The following is a 20,748-nucleotide window of genomic DNA, read 5'->3' as shown; positions in this document are numbered from 1 at the left end:
TTACGACCCGGCACAGTTCGACCCGACGACGCGGCGGCAACTGCGCGCCGTCGTCGACTGGTTCGAAGAGCGCGGCAAGGCCAGGCTGCTGAGGGACGACTTGGACGCTGCGTGGGTATCCGATTTTCTGGACTTCATCAAACGTGAGCGCATATTCGCGACGTTCCTCACGCCGTCCGAGTACGGCAACGGCGATCCGGACAAGCGTTGGGACACCTCGCGCAACGCCGCGTTGAGCGAGATCTTCGGTTTCTACGGACTGGCCTACTGGTACGCCGAACAGGTCACGATCCTGGGCCTCGGGCCGATCTGGCAGAGCGACAACATCAAGGCCAAGGAGCGTGCGGCCGCCCAACTCGAAGCCGGCGGGGTCATGGCGTTCGGGCTATCCGAGCGCGAGCACGGAGCAGACATCTACAACACAAACATGGTGCTGACTCCGGCGGACGACGATGACGACGACGGCGTGGTGTTCCGTGCCTCAGGGGAGAAGTACTACATCGGCAACGGCAATGTCGCAGGCATGGTTTCGGTGTTCTCGCGGCGCGCCGACGTGGAGGGTGCTGACGGATACGTGTGGTTCGTCGCCGACAGCGCCCACCCCGACTACGAGCTGATCGACAACGTTGTGCATGGCCAGATGTTTGTGAGCAACTTCGCGCTCAACGACTACCCGGTGCACGAGGAGGACATCCTGTGCACCGGCCCCGACGCGTTCTCGGCGGCGCTCAACACCGTCAACGTCGGCAAGTTCAACCTCTGCAGCGGTTCGATCGGAATGTGCGAGCACGCCTTCTACGAGGCGATCACCCACGCCAACAACCGCATCCTGTACGGCAACCCGGTCACTGACTTCCCGCACGTGCGTGCGAGTTTCGTCGACGCATACGCCAGGCTGATCGCCATGAAGTTGTTCAGCGACCGGGCAATCGACTACTTCCGCAGCGCCAGCCTCGACGATCGCAGGTACCTGTTGTTCAACCCGGTGACGAAGTCCAAGGTCACGTCAGAAGGCGAGACGGTGGTCACCTTGCTGTGGGATGTGCTCGCCGCCAAGGGTTTCGAGAAGAACACCTATTTCTGCGAGGTCGCGCGGTTGATCGGTGCGTTGCCGAGGCTGGAGGGCACAGTGCACGTCAACGTCGCTCAGATCCTCAAGTTCATGCCGAATTACATGTTCAACCCTGCGGCGTACCCGGAGATCGGCACGCGCGCCGACTCTGCCGACGACGTGTTCTTCTGGGCGCAGGGCCCGGCTCGCGGTGCGTCGGCGGTGCAGTTTGCCGACTGGACGCCGGTCTACGAGAAATTCTTGAACGTCCCCAACGTTGCCCGATTCTATGAGCAGGTGATGGCCTTCAAGGAGCTGTTGGCGACGGCCGCGCCGGACGCCGAGCAACAGCGCGATCTCGATTTCGTCCTGGTCGTCGGGCATCTGTTCACGCTGGTGGTGTACGGACAACTGATCCTCGAACAGGCGGGGTTGACGGGGCTCGACCGCGACCTGCTCGACCAGATCTTCGATGTCCAGATCCGCGACTTCTCCGCTTACGCGGTGGCCCTGCACGGGAAGCCGAGTTCCACACCGGCGCAACAGGAATGGGCCATTTCCGCCGTTCGCAAACCGGTCGCTGACCCGGACCGATTCGATCGGGTGTGGGGGCAGGTGAAAGCCTACGACGGAGCCTACGAAATGCGGGCTTAGGAGTCGACGGCTACCGCTTGTTAGCAGGGATGACGCCCTGCCAAGCCGACTGCGCGCCCGAGTCGCCGATCCGGTAGACGGTCACGATGGTCGAAATGCCGACGCCCAGAGCAAGAATGGCGACGACGATGTTCGCGGCGGCCCGTCGCGACTCGGCCTTGCGTTCGGTCACGTGCAGCCATGCCAGAGCGAGCGCCACAACCACCAGCGCGCCCGAGAAGTAAATCATCCATTGGCCGCGGTTGGCATGCCCGTTCAGCACGTCGGTGTGTTGAGGGAGCAGGTTGTAGAACCACTCACCGGCTTCGGTGGTCAGGGGTGTCAGCACAGCCGTGACGATCGCGAGGGCCAGGACCAGCCACACGAGGCGGCGGCGCGCCGATGGCATGACGCCGCACAGCATTTCCAGCAGCGCGGTCAGCGGCGCAAGCACCACGATCGCGTGCACGAGCAGCACGTGCGCTGGCAGTCCCGAAATCGTATTCACGCTGTCGTATTCCCCCGCGTGAGCACACGGAATCGCATGCCATCCCGGCGTGCGTGCGATCCTGCGTCTGCTGGGTGGTCAGCTGCGTTGGCCGAGCACCAACGCCGTCTGGCGATGCAGCCTGCCGAAGTTGTAGTACGCCGCGCAGGCGCCCTCGGGCGACACCATGCAGGTGCCGATCGGCGTCTCTGGCGTGCAGGCCGTACCGAACACCTTGCACTCCCATGGCTTGATGACCCCCTTGAGCACCTCGCCGCATTGGCACGCCTTCGGGTCGGCGACACGCACACCGGGCATATTAAACTTCAGCTCCGCGTCGAAGTCGGCGTAGTCGCGATGAACCTTCAGCGCGCTCTGCGAGATGAAACCCAAACCGCGCCATTCGAAGTGCGGCCGCAGCTCGAAAGTCTCGGACATCAGCTTCAGCGCTTGTGTGTTGCCCTCAGGGCGCACCACCCGGGTGTACTGGTTCTCCACCTCGCAGCGGCCGTCGCGGATCTGTTGCAGCAGCATGTGCACCGACGCGAGGATGTCCAGCGGCTCGAATCCCGCAACCACCATTGGCTTTCCGTACACCTGCGGGACGAATCGGTATGGGCGGATGCCGACGACGGTCGAAACGTGCCCCGGCCCGAGGAATCCGGACAGCCGCAGATCGGGCGATTCCAGGATCGCCTTGATCGGCGGGACGATCGTGACGTGGTTGCAGTAGACGCTGAAGTTCGTCACTCCCAACGCACGCGCACGGACCAGCGTCACCGCGGTTGAGGGCGCCGTGGTCTCGAAGCCGACCGCGAAGAATACGACGTGGCGGTCAGGGTTATCGAGGGCGACCTTCAGCGCATCGAGAGGAGAGTAGACGAACCGCACGTCCGCCCCACGCGCCTTGGCCTCGATGAGGTTGCCTTTGGAGCCAGGCACCCGCATCATGTCTCCGAACGTGGTGAAGATGACCCCGGACTGCTCGGCCAGCCACATCGCGTCGTCTACACGGCCCATCGGGATCACGCACACCGGGCAGCCGGGCCCGTGTACCAGCTCGACGGATTCCGGCAGCAGATGTTCGATGCCGTGCCGGTAGATCGTGTGCGTGTGCCCCCCACACACCTCCATGAACTTGAACTCGTCCTTGCCGGCGAGTTCGGTGATCGATTTGACCAGCGCGCGTGCGGCCGCGGGGTCCCGAAATTCGTCGACGAACTTCATTTGTCTTGCTCCCTAAGCTATCTCGGACGAGTTGAATGCTTCGATCTCGTTGGCGTAGTCGGCGCCCATCTTCTCCACTTGATCAAGCGTCATCGCGGCCTCGCGTTCGTCGATCTTGGCCATCGCGAAACCGACGTGCACCAGAACCCAGTCACCGACCTGCAGGTTGTCGTCGGCCAACAGCCGCACGCTGATGTTTCGGCGCACGCCGTTGACGTCAACCTTCGCCAGAGACTGTTCGGCGTCGACGATCTCGACCACCTGACCGGGTATTCCTAGACACATCGTGCGTCTCCTCTCAGCTCTCTGCTCTTCGCGCCAACGGCTCATCGCTAGCAGATCCGGGGCAGGGGGTCGCCGACAAGCATGTCGACGATCCGGCTGCCGCCGAACGAAGTCCTAAGCGCCACAATGCCGTGCGGCTCCGGCACAATCTCGCCGACCACGGTCGCGTCAGTGCCTTGCGGATGCGCCTTCAATGCGGAAACGGCCGCCTCGGCTTCCTGGGCCGGCACGATCGCGAGGAACTTGCCCTCGTTGGCAACGTACAGGGGATCGATTCCCAGCATGTCGCACGCACCGAGCACCTGGGGCTGCACGGGAAGGCTTGCCTCATCGAGGATCAGCGCGAATGGTTGGTCCTTGACGAGTTCGTTACATACCGTGCCGACCCCGCCGCGTGTCGCATCGCGCATCCACCGGGTCGCGGGCGCAGCCGTCAGAAGGACGTCGACGAGTTCGTGCACCGGCGCTGTGTCCGAGACGATATCGGCATCGATGGCAAGGTCGCCACGGGCCAGCATTACCGCCATGCCGTGTTCGCCGATCGTGCCCGACAACACCACCTTATCACCGGGCTCTACGAGATCTCTTGCCAGACAACGCCCTTCGGGTATCATGCCGATGCCCGCGGTGCAGATGTAGACGCCGTCGGCGGCGCCCTTCCCAACGACCTTGGTATCGCCGGTGACGATCTGCACGCCCGCCCGAGCGGCAGCTTCGCTCATGTCCGCGACGATTTCGCGCAGTTCGGCGATTGGGAAGCCTTCCTCGATGACGAAGGCCGCCGAGAGCCATAGCGGGTGCGCGCCGGACACCGCCAGGTCGTTAATCGTTCCGTGCACCGCGACGTGGCCGACCGAACCGCCTGGGAAGCGTCGCGGCGCAACCACATACGAGTCGGTGGAAAAAGCCAGACGTTCACCCGACGCGGTGCGTAGCGCGGCGGCGTCGCCGAGCTGTTCGAGCTCCTCGTTGCGGAACGCTTCGAGGAACACCGCGTCGACCAGCGCAGCCGACGACTTGCCGCCGGCCCCGTGCGCCAGCGTCACCACTTCGTCAAGGAGGCGCGGACGGCGTTGCCGGAACTTGTCGATGCGTTCCAGCACACGGTCTTCGCGCTGCGCGGCCGTCATCGGTTCGATGGTCATGACGCATGTGCTCCGTTCAGCCGACGGGCCAACTTTTCCTGAGCCACCAACCAGAGCCGGTATCCGAGCATCGCATGGCTTTCCTGGATCCGATGGATACTCTGCGAGTGCACTGTGAAGCAGAATTCCAAATCGTCGGCCACCGCCATCCTGCCGCCGTCGTGACCGGAGAAGCCGATAGTCAGTAGCCCGCGGTGCGTCGCCTCAGTGATCGCCGTCATTAGATCCTCGGAGTTGCCTGATGTCGACAGCGCGATCGCGACGTCGTACTCGCGCGCGTGGGCGATGATCTGTCGTTTGAAGATCAACTCGAATCCGACGTCGTTGCCCAGCGCGGTGACGACGGCCTCGTCGGCGGCCAGCGACCACGCTGCGACCGGACGGCCGATCGCGGGCCGGCTAAACAGCGAGGCCAGTGTCGCAGCATCGGTGGAACTTCCGCCATTACCGAACGTGTACAGCCGACCACCGCGCGAAAAGCGTTCTGCCATCTGAGTTCCGGCGTCAGCCAGACCGGGGCTGTACTCGTCCAGCGAACTGCGTTGCAGCGCCGCACTCTCGGCGGCCTTGCCACGCGCGGAGTCGGCGAGGTCGTCGAGCAGGCTTCTGGCGTCAGTCTCCTCCGACTCGATGAACGGATACAGGAAACTCGTGTTCTCCGACTCTGTCATCGGGTCACCCCCTCGAGCCGTGTAAGCGCCGCTCCCGCGTGCACGAGGATCAAGTCGTTGGGCGCCACGTCGCCGAGCACGGTGACGTCGACCCATTCCTCACCGTCGGCTGTTCGGACCAACGCGGGGCTGGCGGGGTCGGCCGGCTGGAGGACCACCTCACCGAGCCTTCCCTCGTCGCTGCAGGTAATGCAGACGTCATCGGTGCACGCGTCAGGGGGTTTCAACAGTCCCGAGTGCTCGAAGCAGACATGCGTGAGTTCCCATAGGAGGTGGTACATCAGCACGAACTGGCCAGTGGCCGGTACCATCGGGTCGTTCGAGTCCACCCAGAGGATGTGGTTCGCCGCTCCGGTCGGCGGACGCGGGCCCGATCCGATCCACAACGTGACAACGCCCCATGCCTGCGCACGGCGCATCGCGTCGATGGCCGCGGGCTCGTCGGCGGATGCGATCGCGATCAGCAGATCACCGGGTCGGCTCGCCACCCGGGCTTGTGCCACCGGGTCGGGTTCAACGAGTGCGACTGACGGCAACGCGCGCTTGCCCACGATCACGGGATGGACGAACTCGACCGCCACATGATGGGCGTGCGGCTCCCACTGCGGCGACATCACCCATAGCGTCGCGCCGGCGTGGAACCGCCGGGCCAAGTCCAGCGACGCGGCCGCGAGATCCGCGGCGAGGTCAATGTCGATAAACGACCCGTTCGGTTGCGCGCTCACCGTCATGCCCGCCTCACCTCCGATCCCGCGTCAATATCGAAACATCTTGCGACAGCATCGCGTTGACGAGATCCAGCGTCGTCTGTGTGGTGGCTGACAACGCAGCGCTTTCGTCCTCGGTAAGTGTGCCGCACACCCAGTCCCAGTGCGCGGAAATGGTCACACCAGGCAACGGCGCGGGCGTGAGATACATGCCGTCCTTGCTCCAGTTCAGGGTCTCGGCGGAAGGCGGACCGAGCGTGAGCTCGCCCGCGTCCAGCGTCAGCGGACGTGAGGAGATCACCGCCTGCTCGCCGTCGACTGATTCGACCGTGCCCCACCGGATGCGGCAATCCTGCATGACCCGCAGTGCTGTCTCGGAATCGCGGTGCAGGAACTTCACCCACGGATAGACCACGAAGACGTGAAAGCTGTGATGTGCCAACACGCCTGTGGCTGAGGGCAAATCGCTGAGCATCCCGGTGACCTGCCCGGTGAACGCCTCCCGGAGCCGGGCCAGCAGCGACTCGGGTTCAACCTTGTCCAGCAGCGGTCCGCCCAACCAGTAACTGCGGACAACCTCTTCGTTGAGGAAATCCGAGTCACCGGCCGCGTCTGCTATCGCGGCGAGGTATGGCCACGCGCCATCGAATTCACGGGCGTGCAGTGCAAGTTCGCCGTCGTGGCTGGCGGGCCCGCAATAGCCGAGCTCGTTCGGCGGGTAGGCGTATTGCGCGAACAGCTGATGGCCGGGAGGTGGTGTGGTTAGAGTCACGACGTCACCCCGCATTCCCGATCAATAACTGCCCTAGTGCGATACCGCCGTCGTTCGGCGGGACGCGTCGGTGTGTGATCACGTTAAATCCCCGGTCGCGCAGCATCGTCACCGATAGCCGCAGCAGCACCGCGTTCTGAAAGACCCCGCCGGACAGTGCGACGGTTCGCGATGTGTCGCGCTCGGTCTCGGCGAAATCGACGATGAGGTTGGCGACGGCGTGGTGGAACCGCGCTCCGATCACGCCCGCGGTGACGCCGGCGCGCGTGTCCGCGACAATGGCGTGCAGCACGGGAGCGGGATCGACAAGGCCATCCTCGACATGGAATGCGTAATCTGCCGCGGCACCGTCGACATCCCGGGAAATTCCTTCGAGCTCGATCGCGGCCTGTGCCTCGTAGTCCGCGACATGACGAACACCGGCCAGCGACGCCACCGCATCGAACAGTCGGCCCATGCTCGAGGTAGGGACGCACCCCAGACCGGTCTCCAGTTGATGCGCAAGCACATTTCGCTCATCGGGCGGGCAAGCCGCCACCGCCGCGATATCGCTGTCCCACGGCATCCCCGCTGCCCACAGATGAGCCAGAGCCATCCGATAAGGCCGCGTGACGCTCACGTCTCCGCCTGCCAAGGGGACGTATTTGAGCTGGGCGAGGCGCCGATACCCCTTGTAGTCGGCGAGCAGCACCTCACCGCCCCACACGGCTCCGTCAGACCCGTAACCCGTTCCGTCGAAGGCGAACCCGAGGACCTGATGCGAGCCGTCGCAATGATGCTCGGCCATCACGGCTGCAATGTGCGCGTGGTGGTGTTGCACCAGCCGGACCGGCCGCCCGGCGGCGTTGCGCCGCGCCCACCCGGTGGACCGGTACAGCGGATGGGCATCGGCAACCAACGTCTCGGGAGCCACGCCGGTCAGCTCACACAGATGCCGCTGTGCGGAGTCGAACGCCGACAGCGTGGCGAGGTCGTCCATATCGCCGATGTGTTGGCTGAGCCATGCGTAGCGACCGTCGGCGACGGCCATCGTGTTCTTCAAGTCGGCACCCACGGCCAGAGTCGGCGTCAACCGCACCGGAAGCGCGACAGGCAGAGGCGCGTAGCCGCGTGAGCGCCGAATCGGCAATTCTGTGCCATCGAGAATGCGGATGACCGAGTCGTCGCACGGAACGAGGATCGCGCGATCGTGTGTCAGCCAGCCGTCGGCGAGACCGGCAAGTCGGGCGAACGCATCGTCATCGTCAAAGCAGATCGGTTCGCCGCCAAGGTTTCCGGATGTCATGACGAGCACGTCCGGGCCAGCCTCATCGCCGTCGAGCCCGAAAAGCAACACGTGCAACGGAGTGTAGGCAAGTATGACCCCGAGATCGGGATTGCGCGGCGCGACCGATTCGGCGACGTCCGCGGTGTCGAGCCGGGGCAGTAGCACGATCGGCCGCTGCGGCCCGGACAGCACACGTTCGGCGCACGCGTCGACGAGTGCCACCCGGCGGGCAGTCGCAACGTCGGCCACCATCACCGCGAAAGGCTTGTCGCCGCGGCGCTTTCGCCGTCTCAGCTCGCCGACTGCCGCTTCATTGCGGCCGTCGCACGCCAGGTGGTAGCCGCCGATCCCCTTCACGGCGAGCACACCGCCGTCACGAAGAAGCCTGCGGGCGGCCCCGAGTGCACTCTCGCGATGATGAGCGGCGGTACCCGGAGCCAGATAGCGCAGCGTCGGCCCGCACGCGGGGCAACACACCGGTTGGGCATGGAAGCGGCGATCGGTGGGATCGGCGTATTCGTGCGCGCAGTCGGTGCACATCTCGAACGACGCCATCGTGGTGGCGGCGCGGTCGTAGGGCAAGGAGCCAATGATCGTGAAGCGCGGTCCGCAGTTGGTGCAGTTGACGAACGCGTGCCGGTAGCGGCGGCTGCCGGGATCACGAAGCTCGCCAGCGCATTCGGCGCACATCGCGACGTCCGCGGAGGCCAGCGTCCGGCCGCCGGTCGAACGAGACGTGTCGGCGATGGTGAATCCGGTGCCACCGACCACAGGGATCGATTCTGTGTCAACGGATTCGATGAACGCCAGCGGCGGCGGGCTCTTCGTCAAGCGGTTCAGGAACAGATCGATGCCGTCGCCGTCGCCTTCGATCTCGATGACCGCCCCCGAGCTGTCGTTGCGAACGCACCCGGACAGTCCTAGCGCAGAAGCTGTGGTGTACACGAAGGGACGGAAGCCGACTCCCTGCACAACGCCCTGCACGCAGACGCGCAGCCGCCGCCGGGTGGTCATGGCTCCTCGCCGCCGCGGCCCAGCAGCTCCAGGCCCGCTAACGCCGCCTCAGCGCCTGCGCGATCAGTCTTTTCGACGACGAACCCCATGTGAATGATCACCCAGTCGCCCGGATCGAAGGTCTCCTCCGGAAGCATGCCGACATTGACTTTGCGGTTCGCACCCTGCACATCGACGAGCGCGAGCTGGTCGCCGTAACCCTCCAGCATGCGGATCACCTGACCCGGAATCCCCAAGCACATCAGCCGTGTCCCGTCCCCGCGCGCACCTGAAGCGACGCAACCACGTCGGCGACTGCGTCCACGGCCTCGTCGACGGCCTGCCCGACGACCGCAGACAACCCCATGCTTTCCTCGACGCTTTCGACCTCGCAGCCGACGACCACGGTGTGCGGCGGTGTGCCCCCCAATGCTTCCAGGCTCGCGAACACCGCCGCTGGGTCCATACTGTGAGCATCCAAAGCGGCCGTACCGGTGGGTGATTCGTGATCGGCCTGGAAGACGTGCAGACGTCCCGGCGAGCCCTGGTGTGGCACCGCGTCGACGATCACCAGGGCGTCCCAGCCGTCCAGCAGGTCGTAGGCGAGGTGGAGTCCGCCGATCCCGTAGTCGACGACGCGCGCACCGGTGTCGGAAAGCCGGGCCGAGGCTCGCCGGATCACCTCGGGTCCGAACCCGTCGTCGCCGAGGAAGATGTTGCCGATGCCGGCTATAAGAATGCGGGACGTAACGTCACTCCCTTCCTACATCCTGCGGATCTTCAAGTAGCGCCGGGCATCCGGAATGGAGGACAGGCCAACGACGACGCCGGCGAGCACTGCGACTCCGACGACACCCACGGCCACCCATCCCACTACGTCCATTTCGAACTCCTTTCGGTAAGCGGTTCAACTTCATCGGGCGCAAAGTACAGGTAGCGGCCGTACCACTCGTGCAGATCGGCGGCGGGGTCGTCGTCGACGACCACGGCGACGTGCTGGTTGCCGTCGACGTCCTCGTGTACCGACGTGACGTGCGCGGTCCTGCCGCTAAAGAAGATGTCCTGCGCGTCCGCGCGCCGCGACGGGCGCAGGCGGACATGGCTGCCTTTGGAGATGCGCACACCGTTCACCAGCACAGCATCGATTCCAGGCTGAACTGCCTCGTCCGCCAGTGGATCCCACCAGTCGACGCCCTCGGGGATCTCTGGAATAAGCGGCGGCTGGGAGTCCATTGCGTGCGGGTTCCTCAGCACGCCATGCAGATTCAGCATCGCCTCGGGGGACATCGAATCGCAGCGGTCGATGATCTGTGCGGCCAGCGGATCGGTGGCGCGAGCCTGGGATTTTTCCTCATCCGTCATCGTCATGACGCGCAGCGTGAGGATTTCGTCGATCTCGGTCGAATCGAAGAGCGCGCCCTCGCTCTGTTCGGCGATCTCCGGGTGGTCGTAGAGGATGATCGGCGAGACGAGCATGAGGTCCCGCTCGCCTTGGGGTCCCGCGAGCACCGGGAAGCACCTGTGCTGACGGCACCGCGCGGCCGCGTCGACGGCGGGTGGGGGCGGGTCCAGCAGCGACACGAACTCGCCGTGGACGGCTTCGACGATCAGGTGGGTGCCGATGAACGACGTGGCGATCGCGGTTTCCTTGTCGCCTGGCGGCATTCCGGTGTTGCGCACGTCGAGGCTGATGCGGACTACCCCGTCGTCACGCTTGGCGGACAGACTCAGTTCGCCGGTGAGCTGCTCGCGCGTACGCACCAGGCGGCCGCCCGCGACGGCTTCGACGTCGGTGCCACCCGCGAGCGACAACGGAATCGTCTGGCCCGCTTCGAGGTCGGCCACGGGGTACGGGCCGAAAGGCAGCTCGCGCTCCACCGCCTCGTCCCATGTCACCCATGTCTTGTCGCCCGCCGTCAGCTCGGCAACTGCTTCGAAAAGTCCATCACCCGCGTCCTTTTCGGCGCGGCGCGCCTGCAGCTGTAGGAACCGCACCACGACGGACACCGAGGCGGAATCACGGTCGACAAGGATCTGCGATGACAGTGTCGCGTTCTCGCCTATCCCGCGTTCCTCCGCGCGCGGCGGACCAAGGACGCCGAACTGCCAGCGCGTCTGGTTCTTTCGCGAGTTGGCCCGATACGGGTACAGCAGATAACCCTCGTACAGCACCGCATCGGCGATGGTGCGCACACGATCCCAGCTGGCCGTCATGGGACAGCTCCGTCCGACGCGCCGTTGAGCAGTGACATGACCGCTTCGTCCAGACTGAGCAACCCGCGTTCAGATTTGTATGCCGCGAGGGTGTCCAGCGTGTCGCGGGTCAGGCGCAGCCATCCCGTGTTGGGGTAGTGCTGCGTCATTAGATCGCGCCATACCGACACCGGCAGGTCGTAGTTGTCGTCGCTGTTCCACGGCACTTGGTGGACAGCGAAGCCGCGTTCACCGCGGGTGAATACTGTTCCGCTGAAGAGGAATTGGAGAGGGATGGCGCCGTCGCGCAGCGCATGCATGTACTTGGCGGCGGTGACTTCGAAGTCATAGGTGCATTCCAGCGGCAACTCGACCTGGGTGGCGCCCGTGAATCCCGGCACCATCACCGCGTTGTGCAGCCACACGAACGTGCGCTGCGTCGTGCTCCATCGTTCGCGCGGACCGAACAGGTCAAGGAGGCCCGCGGCTTCGTCGTCGGAATAGCGGCGGCGCAACGGATCAATGCGCACCTGGCAGCGCAGCGCGATTGCGTGCACGGGGTCGTCGCCGACGGCGGCGATGCCGACCCGGGCCGTCAGCACCGGGGTCACCGCGTACGGCTGCGGCGCCACGTCGACGACCGCGTACGTCACGTCCGTCATGCGCGATCCGCCTTCGCTTCTCGCTTGGCCGTCATGGCTGCGTCACTCGACTACGTGCGGCGAGCTGATCGAAGAAGTCCGCGATGAACTCGCGCGCCTGCTGCCCGCCGTCGAATCCGTGCCACAGCAGACGCAACCGGCCGACGAACTCGTAGCACGCGTCGATCGGGATGAGGTAGCACTCGGGGTCGCAGGCACCGTCGTCGGGCACGCGCACGATCAGCGCCTCGGTGTCCTCGGCGAGGAGGTCGACGCGGGGGTCGGCGTCGCGGATGTTGTTCCAGGAAGCCAGGTTCAGTTCGGACTCGGTGGCTCCGGCAGGGCCCGGATAGAACGCGACGGTGCGGCCTAGCGCACTGTTGCGGAAGAAGAACGCGAGGCCGACCGGGATCTGCAGCGTCTCCCATTCACGTCGGTCGAGCGCGAAGTCGGGAAAGGAGAGGTGGCGGTCGGGGATCGCGCGGTAGCGCAACTCGGCAGTCTCGTCGGTGAACAGGAGGTAGCAGCCGCGGCACACGCACATCAGCTGCCGGCCTTCGACATTCACGACATGCTGATGTTCGTCGGCGATGGATTCAGAGCACATCTCGCAGCGCTCGCCGGCCTCTTGCGACGTGCCGCGGCTGGCCCGGATGCGCGCAAGGACGTCGTACGCGCCGCCCATCAGCCGACCCCTTGACCGAGCGCCATCGACAGCACCCCGTTACGCTCCAGCAGCGGTACGGGTTCCAGATGCGCATCGGCGTTACCGTTGCCGTCAACGCAGCGCCCGGCGTGCACGACGTCGAAATGTGCCCGGCAGCGCGGACATCGCAGCACGGGCTCGTTGGAGCCCATCACCTTGTGAAGCGCCGCTCCGGCCAGGGACTCGCCGCAGCTGCCGCATCGGTCGCGGTACGCGAACAGATCGTCGTCAACCCGGCACGCCAGCACCGTCGTGTCGTCGACCCGAAAGCCGCCGACCTCCCCAGGCCCCAGGCTGGCCATATCGGGCACCTGATGCCACACCGGCTTGGCGTGCCCGTTGGAATGCACACGGCTCATCAACGAATCGGCCGGAATCACCTTCGAGTTCGTCTCGGCGGCCACCACTTCGATGGTGTCGACCTCCGGGGCGGCCGCCCGAATCGCGTCCTCGACGGCCAGCTCGAGCGTCACCGACGACGACGGACAGCTCTTGCAGCTCCCCGAGAATCGAAGCCGGACAACATCGTCGGCGACCTCGATCAGATGCACGTCGCCTCCGTGGCTGCCCAGATACGGCCGGACGCTGTCCAACGCGTCCGAGACACGCCGCTCGACACTGTGGGGATGCAGGTTGTGTACCAACAGCAGGCTCGCGACCAGCTTGTCGTCCGTAAAGGTATCCACCAATTCAGGATTCGCGGACAACGACAGCTGCATCATCCGTTCCAGACCAGCACCGTAGAGGTCGGTGACCTCACGGACCAATTGCTCGGCGCGCTCCCGCTGCACAGCGCCGCCTGACGCGCTGGCGTCGAGCAAGGTCTGGATCCGATCGCCCGCAGTGCGCCACAGCGCGTCTTCATCCACCCCTCCGGGCTCCGAGCGATCGGCCATACGTCACTCCCCGGTCACGGACTGGGTTGGCGAATGCAATCTCTCGATGGTCTTGCCCTTACCCAGGTACATGTGTACGCCGCACGGTAGGCACGGATCGAAGCTGCGCACCGTGCGCATGATGTCGATGCCCTTGAAGTTCTCCCTGTCGTTCTCCTCGAAGATCGGCTGGCCTTGCACCGCATCCTCGTACGGGCCCGGCGTGCCGTAGCTGTCGCGCGGGTTGGCGTTCCACGGTGTCGGCGGGTATGGGTGGTAATTCGCGATCTTGCCGTTGCGAATCACCATGTGGTGGCTCAATACCCCGCGGACCGCCTCCGTGAAGCCACAGCCGATGCCCTCGTCGGGTACATCGAACTTCTCCCAGGTCTTGGTGCGGCCGGCGCGGATCTCCACAAGAGCCTTCTCGGCGAAGTGAAGTGCGCACGCGGCGGCATAGGCCTGGAAGTACGTCCGCGCACGGTTGCGCTCGATCGTGTTGCTGCCGTATTGCGGGACCTTCCACTCAAAAGAGACAGGGCCTTTCAGCGCGGTCTTGGGAAGGTTGATCTGGACGCTGTTGCCGGTGGCCTTGACGTAGCCGATGTCGACGAGGCCTGCCAGCGCGGTGGCCCACAGCCGGGCCAGCGGTCCGCCGCCCGTGTCCAACGAGAGGTGATCCTTGCCGTCGAACCAGCGCGGCGACATCACCCAGCTGTAGTTGCTGTCGAAGTCGCGCTTCTGCGGACGTGGGTTGGTGTGCTGGTTCCAGGGATGACGACGGTCCACCGGATTGCCCAGCGGATCGGTCTTGACGAACATCTCCTGGTCGTTCCAATCGTCGTAATACGAATGCCCCAATAGGATTCGGATGCCGAGGTTGATGTCGATGAGCGAGTGGGTATGCAGCTTGCCGTCGATGATGACGCCGGGGGTCACGAACATCGCGTTGCCCCACTTCTCCATGTCCTTGTAGGCGAAGTTGCACAGCTCGGGATCCTGGAATGAGCCCCAGCAACCGAGCAATGTGCGCCTCAGCCCGACTTTCTCGTAACCGGGCAGCGCCTCGTAGAAGAAGTCGAACAGGTCGTCGTGCATCGGGACGACCCGCTTCATGAACTCGACGTAGCGCATCAGCCGGCTCATGTAGTCGGTCATCAGCTGAATGGTGGCAGTGGTGCCGATGCCACCCGGGTACAGCGTCGACGGATGGACGTGCCTGCCCTCCATGAGGCAGAACATCTCTCGCGTCCAGCGGCTGACTTGCAGTGCCTCCCTGTAGAACTCGCCCGTGAACGGGTTGAGCGCACGCATGATGTCGGCGATCGTCCGGTAGCCGTGCGCGTCGGCGTTGGGCGCCTGGGTGTTCTCGGCCTTGGCCAGTACGCCGGGATTGGTCTCCGACACCATCTTCTCGCAGTAGTCGACCCCCACCAGGTTCTCCTGGAAGATGTTGTGGTCGAACATGTATTCCGCTGCCTCACCCAGGTTGATCAGCCACTCACCAAGGTGCGGGGGCTTGACGCCGTATGCCATGTTCTGGCAGTAGCAGGAGCACGTGGCGTGGTTGTCGCCGCAGATCCCGCAGATCCGGCTGGTGATGAAGTGCGCGTCGCGGGGATCCTTGCCCTTCATGAACAGCGAGTAGCCGCGGAAGATCGACGACGTGGAATGGCACTCGACGACTTCCTTGTTCTCCCAGTCGATTTTGGTGTAGATGCCGAGGCTGCCCACGATCCTGGTGATCGGATCCCACGCCATCTCCACCAGCTGGCCGGGCTCGCGCTTCGACTGTGTCGGCTCCGGAATGATGGTTGTCATCAGACTTCTCTCTTTGTTTTAGGTGCTTGGTGCCCGACGGGAACCGGTGTAGGTGAGTGCAAGCAGAACGACCCGCACCTACCAGGTGCGGGCCGCTCCGCTTTCGAGTTTGGTGCCGGGGTGCCGCCACTTCGGCTCCTTGTCGACGGTGCGACCGGTGATGTTGCGCAGACTGCGGATTACCCCGCCGTACATGCTCGACGCCGTCGTGGACACCTTGCCGCCGGGAGGCTCGTCCATGAAGGGCATGAACTTGTCCGGGAAGCCGGGCATCGTGCAGCCGATACAGATGCCGCCGACGTTGGGACAACCACCGATCCCATTGATCCAGCCGCGTTTCGGTACGTTGCACTTCACGACCGGGCCCCAACAGCCAAGCTTGACAATGCATTTCGGCGACCCGTACTCGGTCGCGAAGTCGCCCTGCTCGTAGTAGCCGGCTCGGTCGCACCCCTCGTGCACGGTCGCACCGAATAGCCACTTGGGCCGCAATGCTTCGTCAAGCGGAATCATGGGCGCCTGGTTGGTGGCCATGTATAGGAGATACGTCAGCGTTTCGGACAGGTTGTCCGGGTGGATCGGGCAGCCGGGCACGCACACGATCGGGATGCCCGCCTTGCTCTTCCAGTCCCAGCCGAGGTAGTCCGGAACGCCCATCGCTCCCGTCGGGTTCCCCGCCATCGCGTGGATACCGCCGTACGTGGCACAGGTGCCGACGGCGACGATCGCGGTGGCTTTCGGCGCGAGCCGGTCGAGCCATTCACTGGTGGTCATCGGCTGACCGGTGGCCGGGTTGTTCCCGAAGCCGCACCAGTAGCCTTCGTCGTGCAACTGCTCGTTGGGAATCGATCCCTCGACGACGAGAACGAACGGTTCCAGATCGCCACGGTCGGCTTTGAAGAACCATTCGAGGAAATCGTCGGCACCTCCGGTTGGTCCGCACTCGAAATCGATGAGCGGCCAATGGACGGCGATTTTGGGAAGGCCGGGAAGGGCACCGAGGGCGATCTCTTCGATACTGGGCTGGGTGGCGGCAGTCAGCGCCACGGAATCGCCGTCACAACTCAAACCTGCGTTGATCCACAGGACATGAATAAGGGTTTCTTCTGCTTGGACTGCTGCCTCAGTTGGCATATGACACAGCTTTCCGGAGCCCGGGCTGGGGCTCCAATCCGTCGCACAATTCGACGCGGCGCCCGATTTTTTGAGCGCTGGTTCTGGGTCTACTCCGGGCGAACCGGCTTGTCAACGACCAGTCTGCGCATAGTTATCTGCGCGCGCGTTAATCCACGAGTACCAGGTGTCTACGCCCTCACCTGTGGTTGCCGACAACGAAATAACAGCCGCTTTCGGGTTGATGGAGTGGGCGTGTGCGGTGCACACGTCGACGTCGAAATCGACGTACGGAAGTAAGTCCGTCTTATTGATGACGATCAGCCCAGCGGCGGCGAACATGTGTGGATACTTCAAGGGTTTGTCGGCCCCCTCGGTCACCGAGATCACGACCACCTTCGTGCGCTCCCCGAGGTCGAATAGCGCCGGACAGACGAGGTTCCCGACGTTCTCGATGAACAGCAACGAGTCGGACTCGGGCTGCAGTGTCTCCAATGCGCGGTGCGTCATGTCGGCGTCCAGGTGACATCCCGCGCCGGTGTTGACCTGCACCACCCGGCAGCCGGTCGCGCGAATGCGCTCGGCGTCCAACAAGGTCTCCTGATCGCCCTCGATCACGGCCACCGGTCGTCGCGAGCCGAGTTCGCGAATGGTGCGCTCCAGCAACGTGGTCTTGCCCGCGCCGGGCGAGCTGGTCATGTTGAGGGCAAGAATGTTGCGCTCTGCCAACCACGTCCGGTTTTCCTCTGCCCGCTGGTCGTTCTTCGCGAGCACCTTTTGTTCGAGCGTGAGGGTCTCGGTGGCTGGTGCGTGATCGTGGTGGTGGTGATGGCCTTGCTCGTGGTGATCGCCGTGCTCGTGGTGATGGTGGTGCTGGTCACCGGCGAGCGTTACCACCGCTCCGTCGTCGCCACAGCCACAGGTAGCGCACATATCAACTCACTTCCATCGTAAGAATTTTCAAGTCTCGCCCGGTGAGGACCTCGACGTCGGCACTGCCGCAAGGGCACAGCAGGATTAAGTCCGACAAGCCGAATTCGGCGCCGCACGTGCGGCACCGGGCAGAACCCGGCGTGATCTGCAGGTCGAGGTGGGCCCCGTCGGCCAGCGTGCCTTCGGCGGCCAGGCCGAAACAGAACTCCATTGCACCGGGGACCACCGCACACAGCGCGCCCACTTCAACGCGGACGCTGCGGACGCGCCGGCCGTCGGCGTGTTCGCACACCGCGTCGACGACGCTTTGGGTGATCGCCATCTCGTGCATGTCCACCTTCTCCGCTGTCCTCACGATAGGGCGGCACTATTGGTGGCACAACGCTGCATACCATCGTCGGATGGCCGAGACATTGACCGAGCCGGAGCTCGCGGCGCTGGGGAGCTGGATCCGCGAACAGGGCGTCGGCTCGCAGATCACCGATCTCACGCCGCTGACCGGGGGAACGCAGAACATCGTGATCGGCTTGCGTGTCGACGGCCGCGCGATGGTGCTGCGCCGGCCACCAGCCCACCCGCGGCCGAACAGCAACAAGACGATGCTGCGCGAGATCGCGACCCTTCGCACGCTGGCCGGGTCTGACGTGCCTCATCCCGAATTCATCTGTGGCTGTAAGGATCTCGATGTTCTCGGTGTGGTGTTCTATCTGATGGCGCACGTCGACGGGTTTAACCCCGGAACCGAGATCACCCAGGCCTATGTCGACCACGCCGAGTTCCGTCACGACGTCGGCATCGACTATTCCGCAGGCCTGGCCAAGTTGGGGCAGGTGCCGTGGGAGGGTTCTCCATTGGCCGCGCTGAAGAAGCCGGGATCGTTTCTGGCGCGCCAGGTTCCGCAGTTCCGTGGCTTCGTTGAGGCATACCGGCAGCAGGAGAACTACGCACACGATTCACTGCCGGGCGTTGACGAGCTCGCGGACTGGTTGGACGCCAAGCTTCCACCGGACGCGCCGGCGGGCATCATGCACGGGGACGCGCACCTGAACAACGTGATGTTGCGCCGCGACCGGCCGGAGGTCGCCGCGTTTGTGGACTGGGAGATGTGCACCGTCGGCGATCCGCTCGTGGACCTGGGCTGGATGCTGGTGTGCTGGCCGGCTGATGTGAATCCGTTGGCAGTCGCTGCGCCGTTGGCCTCGCTCGGGGGCCTGGCGACCCGGCGTGAGCTGTTGGATGCTTACCTTGCGGCCGGCCGGCGCACGACTGAGCACCTGGACTGGTATCTCGCCTTTGCGTGCTTCAAGCTCGGGACCGTCATCGAAGGCACGTGGGCGCGCTACCTCGCCGGGGAGGCCACCCAAGAGGCAGGCGAATATCTGCACAGTGCGGCCGTGTCGCTGATGGAGCTGGGCACGTCGATCACCAAGGGCGCCGACCTGCTCTCGTGACGCTAGGTGTCAGGCGTCATCGGGGATCGACAACGCGTGGCGCAGCACCGCGGTGGTCTCGGCATTTTCGCGCTTGCTGATCATCGCCGCGCTGATCAGCGTCGAGCCGTGGAACGTGCCCGGGGAACAAATGCAGCTCGACACTCACGCCGGCCCGAAGGAGGGCGAGAGCGTACGCGATGCCTTCGTCGCGCAGCGGGTCGAAATGCATCACTGAGATGTAGGCGGGTGGCAGCCCGGCAAGGTCGGTGGCCCTGGCGGGCGCGGCGTAGATGGGCACGTCGTCGCCCACCCGCGCGGCCGGGGCCCAGATAGTGGTCCCAGCTGACCACGGCGGCCGGACGGTTCCACAGCGGAGTATCGGTGAATGCGGACATGCTCGGCGTCGCGAGCCGGTCGTCGATCTCAGGTACGCCGAGGAATTGGAAGCAGATATGCGGGCCGCCGCGGTCGCGAGCGAGCAGGGCGAGCCCTGCCGGCGTACACGTCCTCGAGGGGTCCCGGGAACGGGGTCTCTGGCGCGAGGCGATAACCCACCGAGACCACAACGGCACCGAGCCGACTGGCAAGCCGGAGGTTGGCGGCATGCTCGGTCTCGAGGTCTCCGAGGATGAACCCGCCGCCGTGCACGTGGTAGACCGCGGCCGACGAACGCGGTTGTTCGGGCCGGTAGATGCGGATCGGCACGTCAGGGTCGCCGGGCCGGCCCGGCACTACGCGGTCCTCGATCCGCACGCCGATCGCGTCTTCGGGACTTGCGGGCGGCACCATTTCCACGAGACGTTTGCGCATCATGGCCACGTCGTCGGTGTCCATCTTGGGCAGTGACGGGACCACGCTCGCGAGTTCAGGATCGTAGGCGTACGTGATTGGCGGGGCCCCGGCGTCCGGCATGCCCGGATCGTAACTGCGCCGACACCGAAACTTGCGTGCAACCGGAAGACACTTAGCTGCATGACCGAAGATTCGAACGTAGTTGCGGTGATGGCCCGAGAGCGTCTATCGTCGCGGACGTGCACAACGTGCGTCTTCTCGTAGTACCGCCCCGCAGCGGGGTCTGATTCCAGACCGACCCCCCCGCTGTGGGTCGAAGCTACGACGACGTCGGTCGCATCCCGCTCCAATCAGAAGACCGGCACAAAATGACAAGCACCTTAGATTCGTTCACTAGCATCGATCCTGCTATGCAAACGCCCGCCGAACGACTCGGCGTTCAACTGCCTCGCGGACTCCGCGAGGACGCAGAAAACATGCCATGGGGCGTTTTCACCGCCACCTACAGCCCGAATAGCGGACCGCTGCGTCTCGGCAACTTCAGCTGCATCGACGCCGATCGACCATCGACATCGCTGGGGCCGCAAGCGCGGACGTATCAGGCGACCTTCGCCATCGGCGACCACCTCGAGAAGGCGACCGTCGCCGCGTCGGGACCGGTCTCGGCGTTCACCGCGATGCTGTTCGACCGCGGTATCGCGATCGATATGGTCCGCTTCCACCAGCTGAAATCCGACGGCCACACCGCGACGTTCATCCAGGGCACCGACGGTCTGCACACACAGTGGGCGATGGGCTGGTCGGAGGATAAGGACGACTCGGCAATTCAGGCCATCGTCGCGTGTGCGAACCGCTTGATGTCTGTGGCGTGGTACGTCGACATCGACGCGACGGCGAGGAAGTACGTCTGGAAGCGCCGATGAGCGCTTGCGCGAAGAGCAAAAAGCCGCGATGAGCGCTTGCTCCTGCGCCGCGAGCGTCGAAAGTAACGTTACGTAGCCGA

General features: G+C 64.7%; 24 protein-coding genes. 3 read left to right on the top strand and 21 right to left on the bottom strand.

Features of this window, described 5'->3' with window-relative positions; translation table 11 throughout:
• The coding region (locus QOH60_RS10530) for an acyl-CoA dehydrogenase family protein (RefSeq protein ID WP_526419899.1) at positions 1 to 1,705 on the top strand (1,705 nt) is incomplete at its 5' end.
• A 10-nt stretch (positions 1,706 to 1,715) separates the two neighbouring features.
• On the opposite strand, the gene QOH60_RS10525 is transcribed toward QOH60_RS10530, so the two are convergent.
• The 19 genes from QOH60_RS10525 to QOH60_RS10435 all read right to left on the bottom strand — a co-directional run bounded on the left by QOH60_RS10525 (position 1,716) and on the right by QOH60_RS10435 (position 17,851).
• Positions 1,716 to 2,192, bottom strand: coding sequence for a DUF2231 domain-containing protein (locus QOH60_RS10525; RefSeq protein ID WP_526419897.1), 477 nt, complete (start codon positions 2,190 to 2,192; stop codon positions 1,716 to 1,718).
• Positions 2,193 to 2,270: 78 nt separating this feature from the next.
• On the bottom strand, positions 2,271 to 3,398 hold the full coding sequence (gene hypD / locus QOH60_RS10520) for a hydrogenase formation protein HypD (RefSeq protein WP_526419895.1): 1,128 nt from the start codon (positions 3,396 to 3,398) through the stop codon (positions 2,271 to 2,273).
• A gap of 12 nt (positions 3,399 to 3,410) precedes the next feature.
• Positions 3,411 to 3,683: a HypC/HybG/HupF family hydrogenase formation chaperone gene (locus QOH60_RS10515; RefSeq protein WP_526419893.1), complete on the bottom strand. Its 273-nt coding sequence runs from the start codon at positions 3,681 to 3,683 to the stop codon at positions 3,411 to 3,413.
• 47 nt (positions 3,684 to 3,730) lie between these two features.
• A complete protein-coding gene (gene hypE, locus QOH60_RS10510; protein ID WP_526419891.1) occupies positions 3,731 to 4,828 on the bottom strand; it encodes a hydrogenase expression/formation protein HypE in 1,098 nt (365 codons plus the stop codon).
• On the bottom strand, positions 4,825 to 5,499 hold the full coding sequence (locus QOH60_RS10505) for a D-sedoheptulose-7-phosphate isomerase (RefSeq protein WP_526419889.1): 675 nt from the start codon (positions 5,497 to 5,499) through the stop codon (positions 4,825 to 4,827). Before QOH60_RS10505 ends, hypE begins: the two co-directional genes overlap by 4 nt.
• Positions 5,496 to 6,230, bottom strand: coding sequence for a phosphoheptose isomerase family protein (locus tag QOH60_RS10500; protein ID WP_526419887.1), 735 nt, complete (start codon positions 6,228 to 6,230; stop codon positions 5,496 to 5,498). The genes QOH60_RS10505 and QOH60_RS10500 overlap by 4 nt, the downstream gene beginning before the upstream one ends.
• Before the next feature lie 7 nt (positions 6,231 to 6,237).
• The gene (locus QOH60_RS10495; RefSeq protein ID WP_526419885.1) at positions 6,238 to 6,993 is read right to left on the bottom strand and encodes a DUF6390 family protein; all 756 of its coding nucleotides are present in this window, start codon (positions 6,991 to 6,993) and stop codon (positions 6,238 to 6,240) included.
• Entirely contained in the window at positions 6,983 to 9,259 is a 2,277-nt protein-coding gene (gene hypF / locus QOH60_RS10490; protein ID WP_526419882.1) for a carbamoyltransferase HypF, read from the bottom strand. Before hypF ends, QOH60_RS10495 begins: the two co-directional genes overlap by 11 nt.
• Positions 9,256 to 9,501 (bottom strand): HypC/HybG/HupF family hydrogenase formation chaperone, encoded by a 246-nt coding sequence (locus QOH60_RS10485; protein WP_526419880.1) that lies wholly within the window; start codon positions 9,499 to 9,501, stop codon positions 9,256 to 9,258. The genes hypF and QOH60_RS10485 overlap by 4 nt, the downstream gene beginning before the upstream one ends.
• Positions 9,501 to 9,977: a hydrogenase maturation protease gene (locus tag QOH60_RS10480; RefSeq protein WP_526419905.1), complete on the bottom strand. Its 477-nt coding sequence runs from the start codon at positions 9,975 to 9,977 to the stop codon at positions 9,501 to 9,503. The genes QOH60_RS10485 and QOH60_RS10480 overlap by 1 nt, the downstream gene beginning before the upstream one ends.
• A gap of 24 nt (positions 9,978 to 10,001) precedes the next feature.
• Positions 10,002 to 10,121, bottom strand: coding sequence for a DUF6893 family small protein (locus QOH60_RS10475; RefSeq protein ID WP_526419878.1), 120 nt, complete (start codon positions 10,119 to 10,121; stop codon positions 10,002 to 10,004).
• A complete protein-coding gene (locus QOH60_RS10470) occupies positions 10,112 to 11,452 on the bottom strand; it encodes a hypothetical protein (RefSeq protein WP_526419876.1) in 1,341 nt (446 codons plus the stop codon). The genes QOH60_RS10475 and QOH60_RS10470 overlap by 10 nt, the downstream gene beginning before the upstream one ends.
• Positions 11,449 to 12,093: a DUF6084 family protein gene (locus tag QOH60_RS10465; RefSeq protein WP_526419874.1), complete on the bottom strand. Its 645-nt coding sequence runs from the start codon at positions 12,091 to 12,093 to the stop codon at positions 11,449 to 11,451. The genes QOH60_RS10470 and QOH60_RS10465 overlap by 4 nt, the downstream gene beginning before the upstream one ends.
• 31 nt (positions 12,094 to 12,124) lie before the next feature.
• A complete protein-coding gene (locus QOH60_RS10460) occupies positions 12,125 to 12,757 on the bottom strand; it encodes a DUF5947 family protein (RefSeq protein WP_526419872.1) in 633 nt (210 codons plus the stop codon).
• Positions 12,757 to 13,674 (bottom strand): NifU family protein, encoded by a 918-nt coding sequence (locus tag QOH60_RS10455; RefSeq protein ID WP_526419870.1) that lies wholly within the window; start codon positions 13,672 to 13,674, stop codon positions 12,757 to 12,759. Before QOH60_RS10455 ends, QOH60_RS10460 begins: the two co-directional genes overlap by 1 nt.
• Before the next feature lie 3 nt (positions 13,675 to 13,677).
• Positions 13,678 to 15,474, bottom strand: a complete 1,797-nt coding sequence (locus tag QOH60_RS10450) for a nickel-dependent hydrogenase large subunit (protein ID WP_526419868.1) — start codon at positions 15,472 to 15,474, stop codon at positions 13,678 to 13,680.
• Positions 15,475 to 15,552: 78 nt separating this feature from the next.
• Positions 15,553 to 16,608 (bottom strand): NADH-quinone oxidoreductase subunit B family protein, encoded by a 1,056-nt coding sequence (locus QOH60_RS10445; RefSeq protein WP_526419866.1) that lies wholly within the window; start codon positions 16,606 to 16,608, stop codon positions 15,553 to 15,555.
• Between the two features lie 111 nt (positions 16,609 to 16,719).
• Positions 16,720 to 17,520, bottom strand: a complete 801-nt coding sequence (hypB, locus tag QOH60_RS10440; RefSeq protein ID WP_526419864.1) for a hydrogenase nickel incorporation protein HypB — start codon at positions 17,518 to 17,520, stop codon at positions 16,720 to 16,722.
• A gap of 1 nt (position 17,521) precedes the next feature.
• Complete coding sequence (locus QOH60_RS10435) at positions 17,522 to 17,851, bottom strand: hydrogenase maturation nickel metallochaperone HypA/HybF (RefSeq protein ID WP_526419903.1); 330 nt, start codon at positions 17,849 to 17,851, stop codon at positions 17,522 to 17,524.
• A gap of 70 nt (positions 17,852 to 17,921) precedes the next feature.
• On the opposite strand from QOH60_RS10435, the gene QOH60_RS10430 reads away from it, so the two are divergent.
• Positions 17,922 to 18,971 (top strand): phosphotransferase family protein, encoded by a 1,050-nt coding sequence (locus QOH60_RS10430; RefSeq protein ID WP_526419862.1) that lies wholly within the window; start codon positions 17,922 to 17,924, stop codon positions 18,969 to 18,971.
• Between the two features lie 16 nt (positions 18,972 to 18,987).
• Here QOH60_RS10430 and QOH60_RS10425 read toward each other — a convergent pair whose 3' ends face one another.
• Together QOH60_RS10425 and QOH60_RS10420 are read right to left on the bottom strand one after the other, a co-directional pair.
• Positions 18,988 to 19,251 (bottom strand): alpha/beta hydrolase, encoded by a 264-nt coding sequence (locus QOH60_RS10425; protein WP_526419860.1) that lies wholly within the window; start codon positions 19,249 to 19,251, stop codon positions 18,988 to 18,990.
• Between the two features lie 125 nt (positions 19,252 to 19,376).
• Positions 19,377 to 19,865 (bottom strand): alpha/beta hydrolase, encoded by a 489-nt coding sequence (locus QOH60_RS10420; RefSeq protein ID WP_526419858.1) that lies wholly within the window; start codon positions 19,863 to 19,865, stop codon positions 19,377 to 19,379.
• A 248-nt stretch (positions 19,866 to 20,113) separates the two neighbouring features.
• Between QOH60_RS10420 and QOH60_RS10415 the strand changes: the two genes are divergently transcribed.
• Entirely contained in the window at positions 20,114 to 20,668 is a 555-nt protein-coding gene (locus QOH60_RS10415) for a homocitrate synthase (RefSeq protein ID WP_526419856.1), read from the top strand.
• Positions 20,669 to 20,748: the final 80 nt, after the last annotated feature.

The sequence above is a fragment of the Mycobacterium sp. genome (assembly GCF_032159765.1).
GTDB lineage: Bacteria > Actinomycetota > Actinomycetes > Mycobacteriales > Mycobacteriaceae > Mycobacterium.
The sequence above is the reverse complement of the archived record's forward strand: the minus strand, read 5'-3'. Positions and strand labels throughout refer to the sequence as shown.

Bases quoted from the DNA above. Each gene is read 5' to 3' on its own strand.
- hypD (WP_526419895.1), bottom strand. From the start codon at position 3,398: ATGAAGTTCGTCGACGAATTTCGGGACCCCGCGGCCGCACGCGCGCTG.
- QOH60_RS10515 (WP_526419893.1), bottom strand. From the start codon at position 3,683: ATGTGTCTAGGAATACCCGGTCAGGTGGTCGAGATCGTCGACGCCGAA.
- hypE (WP_526419891.1), bottom strand. From the start codon at position 4,828: ATGACCATCGAACCGATGACGGCCGCGCAGCGCGAAGACCGTGTGCTG.
- QOH60_RS10505 (WP_526419889.1), bottom strand. From the start codon at position 5,499: ATGACAGAGTCGGAGAACACGAGTTTCCTGTATCCGTTCATCGAGTCG.
- QOH60_RS10500 (WP_526419887.1), bottom strand. From the start codon at position 6,230: ATGACGGTGAGCGCGCAACCGAACGGGTCGTTTATCGACATTGACCTC.
- QOH60_RS10495 (WP_526419885.1), bottom strand. From the start codon at position 6,993: ATGCGGGGTGACGTCGTGACTCTAACCACACCACCTCCCGGCCATCAG.
- hypF (WP_526419882.1), bottom strand. From the start codon at position 9,259: ATGACCACCCGGCGGCGGCTGCGCGTCTGCGTGCAGGGCGTTGTGCAG.
- QOH60_RS10485 (WP_526419880.1), bottom strand. From the start codon at position 9,501: ATGTGCTTGGGGATTCCGGGTCAGGTGATCCGCATGCTGGAGGGTTAC.
- QOH60_RS10475 (WP_526419878.1), bottom strand. From the start codon at position 10,121: ATGGACGTAGTGGGATGGGTGGCCGTGGGTGTCGTCGGAGTCGCAGTG.
- QOH60_RS10470 (WP_526419876.1), bottom strand. From the start codon at position 11,452: ATGACGGCCAGCTGGGATCGTGTGCGCACCATCGCCGATGCGGTGCTG.
- QOH60_RS10465 (WP_526419874.1), bottom strand. From the start codon at position 12,093: ATGACGGACGTGACGTACGCGGTCGTCGACGTGGCGCCGCAGCCGTAC.
- QOH60_RS10460 (WP_526419872.1), bottom strand. From the start codon at position 12,757: ATGGGCGGCGCGTACGACGTCCTTGCGCGCATCCGGGCCAGCCGCGGC.
- QOH60_RS10455 (WP_526419870.1), bottom strand. From the start codon at position 13,674: ATGGCCGATCGCTCGGAGCCCGGAGGGGTGGATGAAGACGCGCTGTGG.
- QOH60_RS10450 (WP_526419868.1), bottom strand. From the start codon at position 15,474: ATGACAACCATCATTCCGGAGCCGACACAGTCGAAGCGCGAGCCCGGC.
- QOH60_RS10445 (WP_526419866.1), bottom strand. From the start codon at position 16,608: ATGCCAACTGAGGCAGCAGTCCAAGCAGAAGAAACCCTTATTCATGTC.
- hypB (WP_526419864.1), bottom strand. From the start codon at position 17,520: ATGTGCGCTACCTGTGGCTGTGGCGACGACGGAGCGGTGGTAACGCTC.
- QOH60_RS10435 (WP_526419903.1), bottom strand. From the start codon at position 17,851: ATGCACGAGATGGCGATCACCCAAAGCGTCGTCGACGCGGTGTGCGAA.
- QOH60_RS10430 (WP_526419862.1), top strand. From the start codon at position 17,922: ATGGCCGAGACATTGACCGAGCCGGAGCTCGCGGCGCTGGGGAGCTGG.
- QOH60_RS10420 (WP_526419858.1), bottom strand. From the start codon at position 19,865: ATGCCGGACGCCGGGGCCCCGCCAATCACGTACGCCTACGATCCTGAA.
- QOH60_RS10415 (WP_526419856.1), top strand. From the start codon at position 20,114: ATGACAAGCACCTTAGATTCGTTCACTAGCATCGATCCTGCTATGCAA.